Consider the following 14,929-nt stretch of genomic DNA (forward strand, 5'->3'; position numbering starts at 1 on the left):
GTACCCGCCGTGCCGGTACCCGCAGACCGGTACCCGCAGACCGGTACCCGCATCTCCGGTACCCGCATCTCCGGTACCCCGCAGACCGTAAGGAGAGCTCGTCCATGTCCTTGCCACTTGATGGCCTGTCCGCGATCGTCACCGGGGCCGGCCGCGGCCTCGGCCGTGCCGAGGCGCTCGAACTCGCCAGGCTCGGCGCGAGCGTCGTCGTCAACGACTTCGGCCGGCCGGGGCGCGACGGCTCCGGTGAGTCGTCCGCCGCCCCCGCCGACGACGTCGTCGCCGAGATCCGCGCGGCCGGCGGACAGGCCGTCGCCCACCTCGGCGACGTCGCCGACCACGAAGAGGCCCGCGCTCTCGTGCAACTGGCCGTCGACACCTACGGAAAGCTCGACATCCTGGTCAACAACGCGGGCATCCTGCGCGACCGGATGGTCTTCTCGATGAGCGAGAACGAGTGGGACTCGGTGATCCGGGTCCACCTCAAGGGGCATTTCAACACGACCCACTTCGCCTCCGTGCACTGGCGCGAACGGTCGAAGGCGGCGGGCGGCCCGGTCTACGGCCGGATCGTCAACACCTCGTCTGAGGCGTTCCTCGCGGGCTCGGCCGGCCAGCCGAACTACGCGGCGGCCAAGGGCGGCATCGTGGGGCTCACCACGTCGACCGCGCTGGCGCTCGCCAAGTACGGCGTCACCGCCAACGTGATCTGTCCGCGCGCCAGGACCCGGATGACCGAGGACGTGTTCGCCGGCTTCGGGGAGCCCGAGGCGGGCGAACTGGACCCGCTGGCACCCGAACACGTCTCACCGCTCGTCGGCTATCTCGCCTCTCCGGCGGCGGCGAAGGTCAACGGCCAGCTGCTCGTGGTGCACGGCGGCATGGTCGCCGTGGTGGAACGCCCCAAGGTGGCGGCGAAGTTCGACACCGCGAAGACGGCGTTCTCGTACGAAGAACTGGACGAGGTGATCTCGCCGTACTACGCGGACCGGCCGCCGAACGAGACCTTCGCCGCAGCCGAGATCCTGGGCCTCAAACACGGCTGACCCTCGTACGGCCGTATCGCCGTATCGCCGTATCGCCGTATCGCCGTACCGCCGTATCCCCGTACCGCCGTATCCCCGTACTTCCGTATCCCCTGACCGCAGTTCCGCCGGGTGCCCGGCCGGTTCCCGGTACGGCGGAAGGGCCGGTCCCCGCCTGAACGGGAACCGGCCCTTCGGTTGTGCTTGAGCGGTGGTACGTGAACGGTGTCGCGTGTGCGGCCCGTCAGGCCGCGTTCGAGTGCTGCTCCCCCGAGCGGCGATGGCGGCCGTTGGTCTCCGCCTCGGACGCCTCGACGGGCGCCGCACCCCCCCGGTGCTTTCCGGAGCCTCCGGCTTCGCCCCGGTCGGCGGCCGCAGGCTGCGGGCGCGACTGGGCGGTGTCGGTCCTGGCTTCAGACATGATGGGAAATCTCCCCCGTCAAATCGCTGTGATCGCTACATTTTTCGTGCTGTGCCGTGCCTGTTCCCGTGCCCGCCGTGATCATGCGTAATCGATCACCGCAAGCGTGTGCAGGCCCGCGATTCTAACCAGGCTGCGAGCGGCTCGGCAGAGGCGCCTGCTGCAACGGTACGGGCTTGTACAGAACAGGAGTCACCAGGGGCCCGTCCGGTTCCTGACCAGCGACTTCCGTTTGTGCCGGTTCTGTGGTCACGTCACCGGCCGACTCCATACGGGGATCGGCGGGCAGTCCGTCGAGCGGCGCCATGTCCACCACGCCGACCGGCATGGCCCGGGTGGTGCAGGGCAGTCGGAGCACCCCCTCCGTGCTCCACAGCCCCGCGCCCGTCAACCACCCCTCGGGGGCGGCGAGTTGCAGCAGCCGGCGCCCCGCAGGGCGCCACACCCCCAGCCAGCTGCCCGCCGCGCTCGCGATCCGCAGGGCGACCCCGCAGCTCTCCGGCATCAGCACCTGTCCCGGCTGCACCGCGAACGGCGTCAGCACCGCGTCGTCGAGCCGCAGCGAATCCGGGAACCTGATGGGCCGACGGCTCCCCAGCACCCCCCAGCCCAGCCGCTCGTCGCCGGGCGCGTCCGACCGTACGAGCAGCAGACCGCTGTCCGGGTCCGCGAGCAGCAGCCGGTCGTCGCTGCCCTCCGCGATCTGGAGCAGCGGGGTGACCTCGCCGCCCCGTTCCAGATCGACCGCGACCGTCTTGGTGACCCCGTCCGCCTCCCGGTCCAGCGCCAGCATCCGGCCCGTACGGTCCAGCCATACCCCGCCGGTGCACCGGCCCGGCACATCGGCGACATGCTCGGGCCCGAAGGCGCCGCCCGCCACCAGCCAGACGGCGGTGGTGTGCGTACCGGGAGCCAGCGCGTACGCACGGGAGCCGCCCGGCACCGGCGGCAGCAGCGTCAGCCGCTCGCACGCGACGGAGCCCAGCGGCAGCTCGCCGGTCCCGGGGCCGGTCGGGTACAGCAGCGAGAAGGTGTGCCGTGCCTCGACGGACCGGCGGATCAGCACCCGCCCGTCGGCCATCGGCAGCACATCGGATCCGGGCTCCTCGGGCTGATGACCGGGCAGCTCCACCGCGTACGGCTCGGGCCCGTCCAGCGTCCATCGCTCGGGGAACCAGGCGTCCCCGGTGCGGCGCGCCAGCCGGGCCGCGTAGGACCCGTCGTTGGCGATGGTGAAGTCCGGCCGCGGTACCGAGCCGCCCCGCGCACACTCCTCGGCGCCGCCCCGCGCACAGTCCCCGGCGCCGCCTTCGGCGCCGTCGCCCGCGTTGCCCTCATCGCCGCCCTCCGGTGCCGTCCGTACGGCGCTCCCGGTCGCGGTCTTCGTGGCCGTGGCCATCATATTTCGGTCACCTCCGGACACCGAAGCTAGTTTTCGTACGTCCTGCCGAACCGGCCCGTACCTGGCACTTCACACATACGGGTGGCTGTCCTGGTATTCGCCTGAGGGGGAGGGGGCGAGTGTGCTCATGTCTGCACCGCCGCTTAAGGTAAGGCACACCTAAGTGGTTTCTGTCAGGAGCTTCACCATGTCTCTACGCCGTCGCAGCACCGCTGCCGCCGCCCTCGCGCTCACCGGCGCCCTCGCCCTCACCGCCTGCGGAAGCAGCGACAGCGGCGACGGGGGGTCGACATCGGGCAAGGCCGACGCGGCGGCCAAGAAGGACGTGGCCACCGGGGGCAAGCACTTCGGCGACGCCGCGACGAAGACCGCCGCACTCGGCACCGACGCCAAGCCGGGCCAGTTCCCGCGCACCGTCACCCAGGCCATGGGCAAGACCGTGATCAAGGTGAAGCCCCAGCGGGTCGTGGTGCTCGACGTCGGTGAGCTGGACAACGTCGTCTCGCTCGGCATCAAGCCGGTCGGCTACGCGCCCACGGAGGGCAGCGACGGCATCCCCGGCTATCTGAAGAAGAACGCGGGCCACCCGAAGAACGTCGGCACGATCAACAACCTCAACCTGGAGGCCATCGCCAACCTCCACCCGGATCTGATCCTCGGCAGCCAGCTGCGCGCCGCCGACAAGTACGACCAGCTCAAGAAGATCGCGCCGACCGTCTTCTCGATCCGCCCCGGCTTCACCTGGAAGCAGAACTACCTGCTGAACGCCGCGGCCCTGGACCGCACCGACCGGGCCGAGGCCGAGCTCGGCGCGTACGAGAAGCGGGCGAAGAAGCTGGGCACGGAGGTCGGCCCGCACAAGCCCACCGTATCGATGGTCCGCTACATGCCCGACCGGATCCGCCTCTACGCCGAGGACTCCTTCATCGGCACGATCCTCAAGGACGCCGGGCTGCCGCGGCCCAAGAGCCAGCAGGTGAAGGACCTCGCGGTGGAGATCAGCCCCGAGAAGATCGACTCCGCCGACGCCGACTGGATCTTCACCGGGGTGTACGGCGACCCCAAGGCCACCAAGCGGGACACCGTCCAGGCCAACCCGCTCTGGAAGAACCTCAAGGCGGTCAAGGACGGCCGGGCGAAGAACGTCCCGGACGAGACCTGGTACCTCGGCCTCGGAGTGACCGCGGCCAACAAGGTCCTCGACGACCTGCAGAGCTATCTCGTCAAGTAGGACGGCCACCCAGGTGGGCAGCCACCCGGCGGGGCAGTCACCGGGCGGGGCAGTCACCCGGCGGGGCAGTCACCGGGCGGGGCAGTCACCCAGGTGGGCAGCCACCGGGCGGGGGCGGCTGGAAAGCAGGCCGTCGGGACCGGCCGGCGGCTCCGTCGGGACCGGCCGGCGGCTTCGGAAGGACCGACAGGCAGGTCCGGCGGGAACGGACCGCCGGGTCCGGCGGGACCGACCGGAGGCCGGGGCACGGAGCGCGGGTAACCTGTAGCCGTGCCCCGCCTGTCTGAAGTCCTCTCCGCACTCGACGCCCTGTGGCCGCCCGAGCGGGCCGAGTCCTGGGACGCCGTCGGCACGGTCTGCGGCGACCCCGACGACGAGGTCGACCGTGTCCTCTTCGCCGTCGACCCCGTCCAGGAGATCGCCGACGAGGCCGTACGTCTCGGCGCCCAGCTGGTCGTCACGCACCACCCGCTCTATCTGCGCGGTACGACGACGGTCGCGGCCGGCACCTTCAAGGGCCGGGTCGTCCACACCCTGATCAGACACGGCGTGGCCCTGCATGTCGCGCACACCAACGCCGACACCGCCGACCCCGGGGTCTCCGACGCCCTCGCGGGCGCGCTGGACCTCCGGGTGGTCGGGCCGCTCGTACCGGACCCCACCGATCCGCTCGGCCGCCGCGGTCTCGGCCGTGTCTGCGAGCTGGACCACCCGCTGCCGCTGCGGGAGTTCGCCGCCCTGGCCGCCGCCCGGCTGCCCGCCACCGCGCAAGGAGTACGCGCCGCGGGCGACCCCGACGCGCTCGTCCGCACCGTCGCGGTCAGCGGCGGTTCCGGGGACAGCCTCTTCGGCCGGGCACGCGCCGCCGGAGTCGACGCCCTCCTCACCGCGGACCTGCGCCACCACCCGGTGTCCGAGGCCGTGCAGCAGTCGCCGCTCGGCCTGCTCGACGCGGCGCACTGGGCCACCGAGTGGCCCTGGTGCACCCAGGCCGCCGCCCAGCTCGACGAGATTTCCGACCGCAACGGATGGGGTCTGCGCACCCACGTGTCCCGTACGGTCACAGACCCCTGGACCGCCCACGCGGCGTCCACCGCAACCGATCATTCTGGAGCCCCCAACTGAACGCCGCGCACGCCGACCAGATCCGACTCCTCGACGTCCAGGCCCTCGACGTACGCCTGTCGCAGCTCGCGCACCGGCGCAAGTCGCTGCCGGAGCACGCCGAGATCGACTCCCTGACCAAGGACCTCACCCAGCTCCGTGATCTGCGCGTCGCCGTGCAGACGGAGGAGAGCGACACCGCCCGCGAGCAGACCAAGGCCGAGCAGGACGTCGACCAGGTCCGCCAGCGCTCGCTCCGCGACCAGCAGCGCCTCGACTCCGGCGCGGTCAGCTCGCCCAAGGACCTGGAGAACCTCCAGCGCGAGATCGCCTCGCTGGCCAAGCGCCAGGGCGACCTGGAGGACGTGGTCCTGGAGGTCATGGAGCGCCGCGAGTCCGCGCAGGAGCGGGCCGCCGAGCTCACCGAGCGCGTCTCGGCCGTCGAGGGCAAGGTGGCCGACGCCACCGAGCGCCGGGACGTGGCCGCCGCGGAGATCGACCGCGAGACCGCCACGCTCACCAAGGAGCGCGAGATCGTGGCTGGTTCGGTCCCCGCCGACCTGATGAAGCTCTACGAGAAGCTCCGGGAGCAGCAGGGCGGCGTGGGTGCGGCCCGGCTCTACCAGCGGCGCTGCGAGGGCTGCCGCCTGGAGCTCAACATCACCGAGGTCAACGAGGTCAAGGCGGCCTCCCCGGACACGGTGCTGCGGTGCGAGAACTGCCGCCGCATCCTGGTGCGTACGGCCGACTCGGGCATCTGATGCGGGAGTTCGTCGTGGAGGCGGACGGCGGCTCCCGGGGCAACCCGGGGCCGGCCGGCTACGGCGCCGTCGTGCTCGACCCGGCCAGCGGGGAGACGCTCGCCGAGGCCGCGGAGTACCTCGGCATCGCGACGAACAACGTGGCCGAGTACCGGGGGCTGATCGCCGGACTGCGTGCGGCTGCGGCGCTGGACCCGTCGGCCCGGGTCCGGGTCCGGATGGACTCCAAGCTCGTCGTCGAGCAGATGTCGGGGCGCTGGCAGATCAGGCACCCCGACATGAAGCCGCTGGCCGCCGAGGCGGCAGCGGTGCTGCCTGGCCCGCAAGTGACGTACGAGTGGATCCCGCGCGCGCAGAACAAACACGCGGACCGGCTCGCCAACGAGGCGATGGACGCGGGCCGCGACGGCCGGCCGTGGGAGCCGTCCGACTCGACGGCGGAACTCACGGCCCGGGGCGGGGGCGGGGGCGTTCGCGGCGCGGCGGACGGAGACGCGGGCGTAGACGTAGGTGCGAGCGGTACCGCGGCTGCTGCCGGTACCGCGGTTGCGAGCGGTACGACGGTGGACGAGCCCAGAGCCGCTACGGCGCCGTCCGTCGGCTGGGCGGCCCCGGCCGATCTGGGCGCCCCGGCGACCTTTGTGCTGCTGCGCCACGGCGAGACGGCGCTCACCCCGCAGAAGCGGTTCTCCGGCAGCGGTGGCACGGACCCCGAGCTGTCCGCCGTCGGGCGGGCCCAGGCGGCCGACGCCGCCGCCGCCTTCGCGGCCCGCGCCACGGTCGATGCGGTGGTCTCCTCCCCGCTGCGCCGCTGCCGGGAGACGGCCCGGGCGGTCGCCGACCGGCTGGGCCTTGAGGTACGGATCGAAGAGGGCCTGCGCGAGACGGACTTCGGCGCCTGGGAGGGTCTGACCTTCGGCGAGGTACGCGAACGGTACCCGGCCGACCTGGACGCCTGGCTCGCCGGACCGGACGCGGCCCCGACCGGCGGCGGCGAGAGCTTCGCGACGGTGGCCCGCAGGGTCGCGGCGGCCCGCGACCGCCTGATCGCACACCACCGGGGCACGACAACGCTGCTGGTCACGCATGTCACGCCGATCAAGACCCTGGTACGCCTCGCCCTTGGCGCACCGCAGGAGTCGCTGTTCCGGATGGAACTGTCGGCGGCATCGGTGTCGACGGTGGCCTACTACGCCGACGGCAACGCGTCCGTACGCCTCTTCAACGACACGTCCCATCTGCGCTGAGCCACGAGCTCTGCCCCGGCCGGGCACAAGGCGCAGCCGGGGCGGATGCCCGGGTTGGCCTCACGGCGCGGCCGGGGCGGATGCCCGGGTCGGTTCAGCCGCGCAGCGCGGCGGCGCCCCGGGCCAGCAGTTCCACCCGGTCCCAGTCCCGCGCCGCCATCGCGTCGGCCGGCAGCATCCACGTACCTCCCACACAGGCCACGTTCGGCAGCGCCAGGTACGAGGGCGCGGAGGTCAGCGAGATACCGCCCGTGGGACAGAACCTGGCTTGCGGCAGCGGCCCGCCCAGGGACTTGAGATAGGCCGTACCACCCGCCGCCTCGGCCGGGAAGAACTTCATCCCGGTGATCCCGCGCTCAAGGAGCTGTACGACCTCGGAGGTGGTGGAGACCCCCGGCAGGAACGGCACACCGCTGTCGGTCATCGCCCCGAGCAGCCGGTCCGACCAGCCCGGGCTGACCAGGAACCGCGACCCCGCGGCCACCGCCTGCGTGACGCCGTCGGAGGAGATCACCGTGCCGGCCCCGACCACGGCCTCCGGCACCTCGGCCGCGATGGCACGGATCGCGTCGAGCGCGGCGGGCGTGCGCAGCGTCACCTCGATCGCGGGCAGCCCGCCCGCGACCAGGGCCCGCGCCAGCGGCACGGCATCGGCGGCATCGTCGATCACGACAACAGGAACGACGGGGGCGAGGTCAAGCACGGAAGTCATACCGGCATCCTGCCCCGGCGAACACGCCATGCGCAACGCCCGTTGCGCACCGTGCAACGCACGCCGGATCGCAGCCGACTACTCCGGGTGCGTCCCACCCAGCGGGCGCGACTCAGTGAATCTCGTCCACCAGAACATCCAGTTCCCGCGGCTTCCCGGGCTTCACCGGCGCCGGGGTCTCCACCTCGTACCCCAGCTCCCGCAGCGTCTCCACCAGCTCGCCGGGCCCGGCCGGAGCCGCGCCCGCGAGCAGCAGGTCCCGCACGATGCGCCCCTTGGTCGCCTTGTTGAAGTGGCTGACGACCTTCCGGGTCGGCGCATGGAGCACCCGCACCGAAGCCGTACGGTCGGCGACCTCACCCTTCGGCTTCCACGCCGAGGCGTACGCGGCGGACCGCAGATCCAGCACCAGACCCTCGCCCGCGGCCTCCGGCATGACCTCGGCCATCGGCTTGCGCCAGTAAGGACCCAGCGCCCCGAGCCCCGGCAGCTTCACACCCATCGAGCAGCGGTACGAGGGGATCCGGTCGCCGATCCGTACCGCGCCCCACAGCCCCGAGAAGACCATCAGCCACTCCTCGGCGCGCCGCAGCGCCGCGGCGTCCAGCGAGGCGAGGCCGAGCGCGTCGTACAGCACCCCGGTGTAGATCTGCCCGGCCGGCCGGGCACCCGCGGTCCGCAGACCGGCGTTCTTGGCGACCTCGCCGCGCAGCCCCTCGCTCAGCCCGAGCACCTCGCGTGCCTTCTCCTCGTCGGCCGCGCAGAGCTCGACGAGCTCGTCCAGTACGGCTGCCCGCGCCCCGGCCAGTCCGGGCAGCGAGAGGGACTCCGGCTTCAGCGGGGCCCCGGAGCCGCTCGCGGCCTTTCCCTCGGACGGCGGCAAGAGCACGAGCACAGCGGGTCTCCTTCGTACGGACAACAGCGACTGCCAGGGTAGACGGACGGCCCAGGGGCCCCTTCCCTCCCGCCCTCCCCGACGCCTGCGGAAGGACGGAGCGCCGACAGCCGTCAACCGGGGTCGGGGTACGCCACAATCGGGGGAAGACCTCCCATCTCATGAACGGTGGAGCCCTAGATGTCCCAGTCTGACGAGCGACCGAGGAGGGGGCGTGACATGACTGCCATGCCGCATGAACCGCTCACGCAGGCAGAGGTCCTGTTGGAGGGCTTCCTGGCGCTGGAGACGCCGGAGGGTTTCCGCGCGGAGCTGATCGAGGGGGAGATTGTCGTGACGCCGCCGCCGGACGGGGATCATGAGGACTGCATCAACTTGATCGCGAAGCAGGTGACCAGAGGCTCGCGGACAGATATGGACTTCTCCGGGAACAAGGGCCTGAAGCTGCGGAGCGGCGGTGGCTGCCCCAAGAACCACGCCATCCCGGGCGGCACCTTCGCCCCCACGGCCCTGCGGCTGTTCCGCGGCGCCGAGCCCTGGATGCCCTGCGACGGTGTGGCTCTGGTGGCCGAGGTCACCTCCAGCAAGCCCCGCACCGACCGGGAGGGCAAGCGCCGCTGCTACGCCCGCGGTGCCATCCCGCTCTATCTTCTCGTCGACCGGGAGGAGTCCTCGGTGACGCTGTTCAGCGACCCGGAGAACGACGACTACCGGCAGCACTGCACCATCCCGTTCGGTAAGACCCTGGCCCTCCCGGAGCCCTTCGCCTTCGATCTGGAGACCACGGAATTCCTCTGAATTCCTCTGACGCGCCTGCCCCTCCGACGTCCCGGACCGGGCGGTCCCGGTCCGCCGGGTAGCATGGCGGTACGGCAGACGAGTCGGCCGGACGGCCGCGTGAGGGTCCCCAGGACCTTCCCGAGGAACGTCCGGGCTCCACAGAGCAAGGTGGTGGCTAACGGCCACCCGGGGTGACCCGCGGGACAGTGCCACAGAAAACAGACCGCCGGGGTCCGAGAGGCCCCCGGTAAGGGTGAAACGGTGGTGTAAGAGACCACCAGCGCCTGAGGTGACTCAGGCGGCTAGGTAAACCCCACCTGGAGCAAGGTCAAGAGAGGCCGTCGCAGGACGGCCTTGCGCGGACGTTTGAGGGCTGCTCGCCCGAGTTCGCGGGTAGACCGCAGGAGGCCGGCAGCAATGCCGGTCGTAGATGGATGGCCGTCTCCCCGGCGACCGCGAGGTCTCCGGGCGACAGAACCCGGCGTACAGGCCGGCTCGTCTGCCATCACTCACGCTTCACCCGCCCTTTCGCTCCGAAAGGGTCGCCGGCCCGCCGGCCGAGCCCTGATTTTCGGATCCTTCACCCGCATCGGCCCTTCCGGGGCTCATCGATATGCCCCGTTGGCGTACTTGGCTGACGGGCATGCGTCCGCCTCCTGCCCCGTAGTTGGCTGATTTTTTTCGGTGACAGGATGCGTCCTTTCCGGGGTGAATCGGGTTCAACCTTACTGAGGCGACCCTTGACGCTGACGCGTGGTGACGTATTAACTCTGCGTGTTTGTGTGTTTCCTGTGAAGTAGGGGTGGGTTGTGGGGAGAATGGGCAGGCGAGGCGACCACGTTGTGTTGCGATTGGGTAATCCGCGCACAACAACCGGTCGTTGGGCGGCGTCCTTGCTGGGGGCGGCTGTCACTGTTGGCCTGTTGCCGCTCGCCGCTGTGGATGCGAGCGCTGCACCAGCATCCCCACCTACAAGCGTGCCGAGTACGGCATCGGCCGAGACCGCTGAGCCGGGGGCCGAAGTCCGTACGACGGAACAGGCCCTGGCGGAGGCGAAGAGTTCCGGCGAGTCCGTGGAGATCCCTTCCATGCGGGGGGAGTCGAGCGACGTGTATGCCACAGCTGACGGGAATCTGGAAGCACGGGAGTATCTGCGCCCGGTCCGTACCCGTATCGGTCATGAGTGGAAGCCGGTCGACACGGACTTGACGATGACGCCTGACGGGGTCAAGGCAAAAGCCACCACGTCAGAGCTGGCGTTCTCCGCGGGCGGGCAGCAGCCTCTGGTGCGGATGGAGAAGAACGGCCGTGAGTTGGCCCTCAACTGGCCGCAGGCGCTGCCGAAGCCAGAAATTGAAGGAGCCACCGCTTCCTATCGTGACGTTCTGCCGGGTGTGGACCTCAGGATGGAGGCGCAGGCGGATGGATTCACGCAGCTTCTGGTGGTCAAGAACGCCGAGGCGGCGCGGAGCGATGAGCTGACGAACCTTCGGCTGAAGCTGGCTGCGGACGGCATGGACGTCCGGAAGACCGAGCAAGGAGGCCTGGAAGCTGTCGACCGCGGGGCCGGCGGTGCTGTGTTCGAGGCGCCGACTCCGCAGATGTGGGACTCCAGTGCTGGTTCTGACGGTGAAGCTGCTTCCGGCGGTACGGGTGTCCGGACAAAAAGGGCTGGTGTCCGGAGTGCGGGCCTGCAGGGTGAACCGGGGGCAGGGGAGTCGGGCAAGCTCGCACCGGTCGACGTGGCAGTGCCGGCCGATGGCCACGAACTCGTCCTGACTCCGGATCAGGACGTTCTGCGCGGAGCGGACACGCAGTACCCGGTGTTCATCGACCCGCAGTGGTATTCACCGCGTGCGTCGTCGTGGACGATGGCGTCGAAGTACTGGGCGTCGTCGCCGCAGTGGAAGTTCAACGGTGACGCGGACGCCGGCATGGGTCTGTGCGACTGGGCCTACTGCCAGCCGCATGACACGAAGCGGCTCTTCTACCAGATTCCCGTTTCCAAGTTCTCCGGTAAGTCGATTCTTTCGGCGGAGTTCGTCGTCCGCAACACATGGTCGGCCTCGTGCAGCAAGCGCGCTGTCGAACTGTGGCAGACGAAGGGCATCTCTGCATCCACGACCTGGAATTCCCAGAACGCCGCAGGGTTCTGGATCAAGCAGCTCAAGTCCGACAGCTTCGCTTACGGGTATACGGGCTGTGCCGCCAAGGATGCCGAGTTCGACGTGAAGTCAGCCGTGCAGTCGGCTGCCTCGAACAAGTCATCCAGCATGACGTTCGGCCTGCGGGCGGGCAGCGAATCCGACGGTCTGGGCTGGAAGCGGTTCTCCGACAAGGCCTATCTGCGCGTCAAGTTCAACCGGCCGCCCGCGCAGGTGAAGTCCTCGCAACTCACCATGGAATACGGCGGTGTCTGCAAGAAGTCGGCCCTTGCCGTTCCTGTGCGCACCCTCGGAAAAATCTACGCGAACAACATCACCGACCCTGACGGGGACTCAGTCGCGGTCCAGTTCCAGGTTTCATGGGATTCGGGGGACGGCAATGGCAATTCTCCCCACTGGACTCCCGCTCGCACCCCGTCAAAGAAGTCGGGCTCGGCATTCGCCGTGGCCCTGCCCACGTCGCTGCCGGCCAACAAGAAGATCAGCTGGCAGGTGCGTGTATGGGATGGGGCGCAATACTCGCCATGGTCGTCCACCGGCGACCCGGAAGCCTGCTACTTCACCTACGACACGAAGGTCCCCAAAGCACCGGGACTGGTATCCGGGGACTACCCGGCGCTCGATCCGGATGACTCGGAGGCCCCCTGGTACGACGGGGTCGGCAAGTACGGCACGTTCGATGTGACGGCAGCCGACACCGATGTGACGTCTTACTGGTACGGAATCAACACGGATCCGACGGCCAAGAACAAGATCAGCACATCAAAGGGGGCGGCACAGGCCATCAAGATGCTGCCGTCGAACCCTGGCTTGAACTTCGTCACGGCGCAGGCCTTCGACAGCGCGGGCAATGGCAGTGAGATTCGCACATACCTCTTCAGAGTCAGGGCCGGGCAGCCTGAACGGGCCACCTGGCAACTGGACGAAGAAGCCGGAGCGAGCGAGGCCAAGGGCAGTACCCCAGACCGTGAGGCGATCCTGCACGGCGGCGCCACTCCTGGCGTACCGGGGGAGACCAAGACGGGCGTTGCTTTCGACGGAGTCGATGACTACGCCGATACCGACATCCCGGTCGTCGCCACCGATACCGGCTTCTCTGTTTCTGCCTGGGCGAAACTGTCCTCCATGCCGGAGAAGGCCGCCATCATCGCCGCGCAGCCCGGCAACCATTCCCCGGGTTTCGAGCTCTACTACTCCAAGGAATACGACCGGTGGGTTTTCAATCAGTACACGAGTGACACCCCCAAGGCGCCCATAGCCCGCGCCATGCAAGCCGCGCCCGGCGGAGCGAAAGCGGGGCAGTGGACGCACCTGGTCGGCACCTACAGCAGCACCACCAAACAACTCATGCTCTACGTCCAGGGGCAACTGGCCGGCAGCACTGCTTACGACACTCCCTGGGACGCCCGACGGGGTCTTCAGATCGGCGCCGGCTCCTACGACGGCAAACCTGCTTCCTTCTTCCCGGGAACAATCGATGACCTGCGCATCTTCGACAAACCTCTGACCGCGGCAGACATCTCCCATCTGTACCGCCACGAGCCGCTGACGACCCCGGGGCGCCAGGCCCGCGCGGTTTTCCCTCTCGACGAGTCCGCGGGCGCCACCCGCGTCACGGGCCATGCGGACGTGGACCCCATGGCGCTCAAGGGAGGTGCCAGTACCGGCCGGCCCGGAGTCAACGGAAGATCACTGTCCCTTGACGGAGCCGACGGCTACGCCACCACAGTCTCGCCACAGCTCAACAACCAGCGCGGCTTCGCGGTCTCGGCCTGGGTGAAACTCCCGGAGACGAAACCCGACCACGCGGCGATGGTCGCCACCCAGGCAGGAGCCCATACCGCGGGCTTCGAGCTCTACTACTCCTCCGCCTACGACCGGTGGGCCTTCAACCAGTACTCAGCCGACGAACCCGACGCCACACCGATCAGAGCGATCCAGGCCGAGGGAACCACGGCGCATGGTGGCGACTGGGTGCACCTCGTCGGCGTCCACGACACCGTTGCCGACAAGCTCACTCTTTACGTCAATGGTGCTCAGGCAGGAAGCACCAGTCTCTCCAAGACCTGGTACGCGAGTGGGCCCGTGCAGATCGGCGCCGGGTCCTTCGAGAGGAAACCACGCTCCTTCTTCCCTGGCCAGATCGACGACGTACGTCTGTACGACCGCCCGGTCTCGGCAGAGGAAGTCGCGCAGATGTTCAAGCAGCACCCACTGCTGAAGGGGCGCTGGCAGTTCGAGGAAACGACACCGGGCCCTGCCACCTCACCGGACGCCTCGCAGGAGAACCGGCCCATGGCCCTCAAGGGTGGTGCGATGCTCGGAAAGGGGTGGATCGATGCCCATGGGCTCCAGTTGAACGGAAGCGACGCTTATGCCGCCACGGCCTCCATGCCGGTGGACACCAGCACGAGTTTCACTGTGACGGCCTGGGCACAGGCAGCGGCGACTCCATCGAAGGAAGTCACCCTCCTGAGTGCGGAAAGCGCTGGGCACAGTGCTCTGGACGTTTCGTTCGTACCCGGTTCGAAGGGCTCCGGAGAACAGGGGAGTTGGCAGATGTCTCTCTCCGACAAGGACAGTTCGGATGCTCGGGTCTCCCACGCCTCGTCCACCGCCTTCGAGGATGTGACTTCCTGGAACCATCTGGCGGTCGTCTACGACGGTTTCGCCAAAGAGGCCCGTCTCTTTGTCAACGGCGCACTTCAAGAGGTGGCATGTGGGGACGACAACGGTGACGGCAAACCTGATGATTCGGCCTGCGAGGACCTGATCGCCTGGGCCGGGAACGTTTTGACGCACAAGGCGACAAAGGGCTTCCAGGTCGGGGCCGCCGTCACAGCAGGTAAGAGCGCCCGGTTCTTCCCCGGCAGCGTTGACGACGTGTGGGCCTTCCAGGGAGCGCTGAGCGACAACCAGGTCGAGTACCTGGCTGCTTCCTGGTTCGGCGTCCCCACGGAAGTCCCTCCCATCGACTGAACGCACGGCAGAGCAGTCCAGCAGACGTAAAGCGCACTTCCGACTCCCCGCCCTTCCGCGCCACCTGTGCGCTCGGCACTGAGAGACCCTCCCATGAGAAAGCGAACACCCCGGTTCTTCCGCGCTTCGAGGAACCGGATATCCCTGGTGCTGTGCGGCACCCTGGCTGCGGGACTCCTGCAGGCCACCACCCTGTCCGAAGACGTG

11 protein-coding genes and 1 other RNA gene are annotated in these 14,929 nt (G+C 69.3%); 8 read left to right on the top strand and 4 right to left on the bottom strand.

Translation table 11 applies throughout. The features are described from left to right. Nucleotides 1–104: 104 nt before the first annotated feature. Entirely contained in the window at nucleotides 105–1,046 is a 942-nt protein-coding gene (locus ACWGKJ_RS06445) for a 3-oxoacyl-ACP reductase (protein ID WP_453315677.1), read from the top strand. A 223-nt stretch (nucleotides 1,047–1,269) separates the two neighbouring features. Here ACWGKJ_RS06445 and ACWGKJ_RS06450 read toward each other — a convergent pair whose 3' ends face one another. Further along, the gene (locus ACWGKJ_RS06450; protein WP_385023534.1) at nucleotides 1,270–1,446 is read right to left on the bottom strand and encodes a hypothetical protein; all 177 of its coding nucleotides are present in this window, start codon (nucleotides 1,444–1,446) and stop codon (nucleotides 1,270–1,272) included. A gap of 124 nt (nucleotides 1,447–1,570) precedes the next feature. After that, nucleotides 1,571–2,848, bottom strand: coding sequence for a hypothetical protein (locus ACWGKJ_RS06455; RefSeq protein WP_385023536.1), 1,278 nt, complete (start codon nucleotides 2,846–2,848; stop codon nucleotides 1,571–1,573). A 187-nt stretch (nucleotides 2,849–3,035) separates the two neighbouring features. Between ACWGKJ_RS06455 and ACWGKJ_RS06460 the strand changes: the two genes are divergently transcribed. From ACWGKJ_RS06460 to ACWGKJ_RS06475, 4 genes are all read left to right on the top strand, one after another. Continuing rightward, on the top strand, nucleotides 3,036–4,079 hold the full coding sequence (locus ACWGKJ_RS06460; protein WP_385023538.1) for an ABC transporter substrate-binding protein: 1,044 nt from the start codon (nucleotides 3,036–3,038) through the stop codon (nucleotides 4,077–4,079). A gap of 270 nt (nucleotides 4,080–4,349) precedes the next feature. Further along, nucleotides 4,350–5,204 (top strand): Nif3-like dinuclear metal center hexameric protein, encoded by an 855-nt coding sequence (locus ACWGKJ_RS06465; protein ID WP_385023540.1) that lies wholly within the window; start codon nucleotides 4,350–4,352, stop codon nucleotides 5,202–5,204. Next, nucleotides 5,201–5,944 (top strand): zinc ribbon domain-containing protein, encoded by a 744-nt coding sequence (locus ACWGKJ_RS06470; protein WP_385023612.1) that lies wholly within the window; start codon nucleotides 5,201–5,203, stop codon nucleotides 5,942–5,944. The genes ACWGKJ_RS06465 and ACWGKJ_RS06470 overlap by 4 nt, the downstream gene beginning before the upstream one ends. Next, nucleotides 5,944–7,191 carry a bifunctional RNase H/acid phosphatase gene (locus ACWGKJ_RS06475; protein ID WP_385023614.1) on the top strand — a complete coding sequence of 416 codons (1,248 nt, stop codon included), beginning with the start codon at nucleotides 5,944–5,946 and terminating at the stop codon, nucleotides 7,189–7,191. Before ACWGKJ_RS06470 ends, ACWGKJ_RS06475 begins: the two co-directional genes overlap by 1 nt. 94 nt (nucleotides 7,192–7,285) lie before the next feature. Here the strand turns inward: ACWGKJ_RS06475 and eda are convergent, their stop codons facing one another. Together eda and yaaA are read right to left on the bottom strand one after the other, a co-directional pair. Further along, the gene (gene eda, locus ACWGKJ_RS06480; RefSeq protein ID WP_385023542.1) at nucleotides 7,286–7,903 is read right to left on the bottom strand and encodes a bifunctional 4-hydroxy-2-oxoglutarate aldolase/2-dehydro-3-deoxy-phosphogluconate aldolase; all 618 of its coding nucleotides are present in this window, start codon (nucleotides 7,901–7,903) and stop codon (nucleotides 7,286–7,288) included. Between the two features lie 112 nt (nucleotides 7,904–8,015). Further along, entirely contained in the window at nucleotides 8,016–8,798 is a 783-nt protein-coding gene (yaaA, locus tag ACWGKJ_RS06485; RefSeq protein WP_385023544.1) for a peroxide stress protein YaaA, read from the bottom strand. A 228-nt stretch (nucleotides 8,799–9,026) separates the two neighbouring features. Here yaaA and ACWGKJ_RS06490 point away from each other — a divergent pair, with 228 nt between their 5' ends. The 3 genes from ACWGKJ_RS06490 to ACWGKJ_RS06500 all read left to right on the top strand — a co-directional run bounded on the left by ACWGKJ_RS06490 (nucleotide 9,027) and on the right by ACWGKJ_RS06500 (nucleotide 14,722). Further along, a complete protein-coding gene (locus ACWGKJ_RS06490) occupies nucleotides 9,027–9,596 on the top strand; it encodes a Uma2 family endonuclease (RefSeq protein ID WP_385023616.1) in 570 nt (189 codons plus the stop codon). A gap of 79 nt (nucleotides 9,597–9,675) precedes the next feature. Beyond that, an RNA gene (gene rnpB / locus ACWGKJ_RS06495) (RNase P RNA component class A) lies at nucleotides 9,676–10,080 on the top strand. Nucleotides 10,081–10,396: 316 nt separating this feature from the next. Then, entirely contained in the window at nucleotides 10,397–14,722 is a 4,326-nt protein-coding gene (locus ACWGKJ_RS06500; RefSeq protein ID WP_453315678.1) for a LamG-like jellyroll fold domain-containing protein, read from the top strand. Nucleotides 14,723–14,929 lie beyond the last annotated feature (207 nt).

This window comes from Streptomyces sp. NPDC054757, assembly GCF_053612185.1.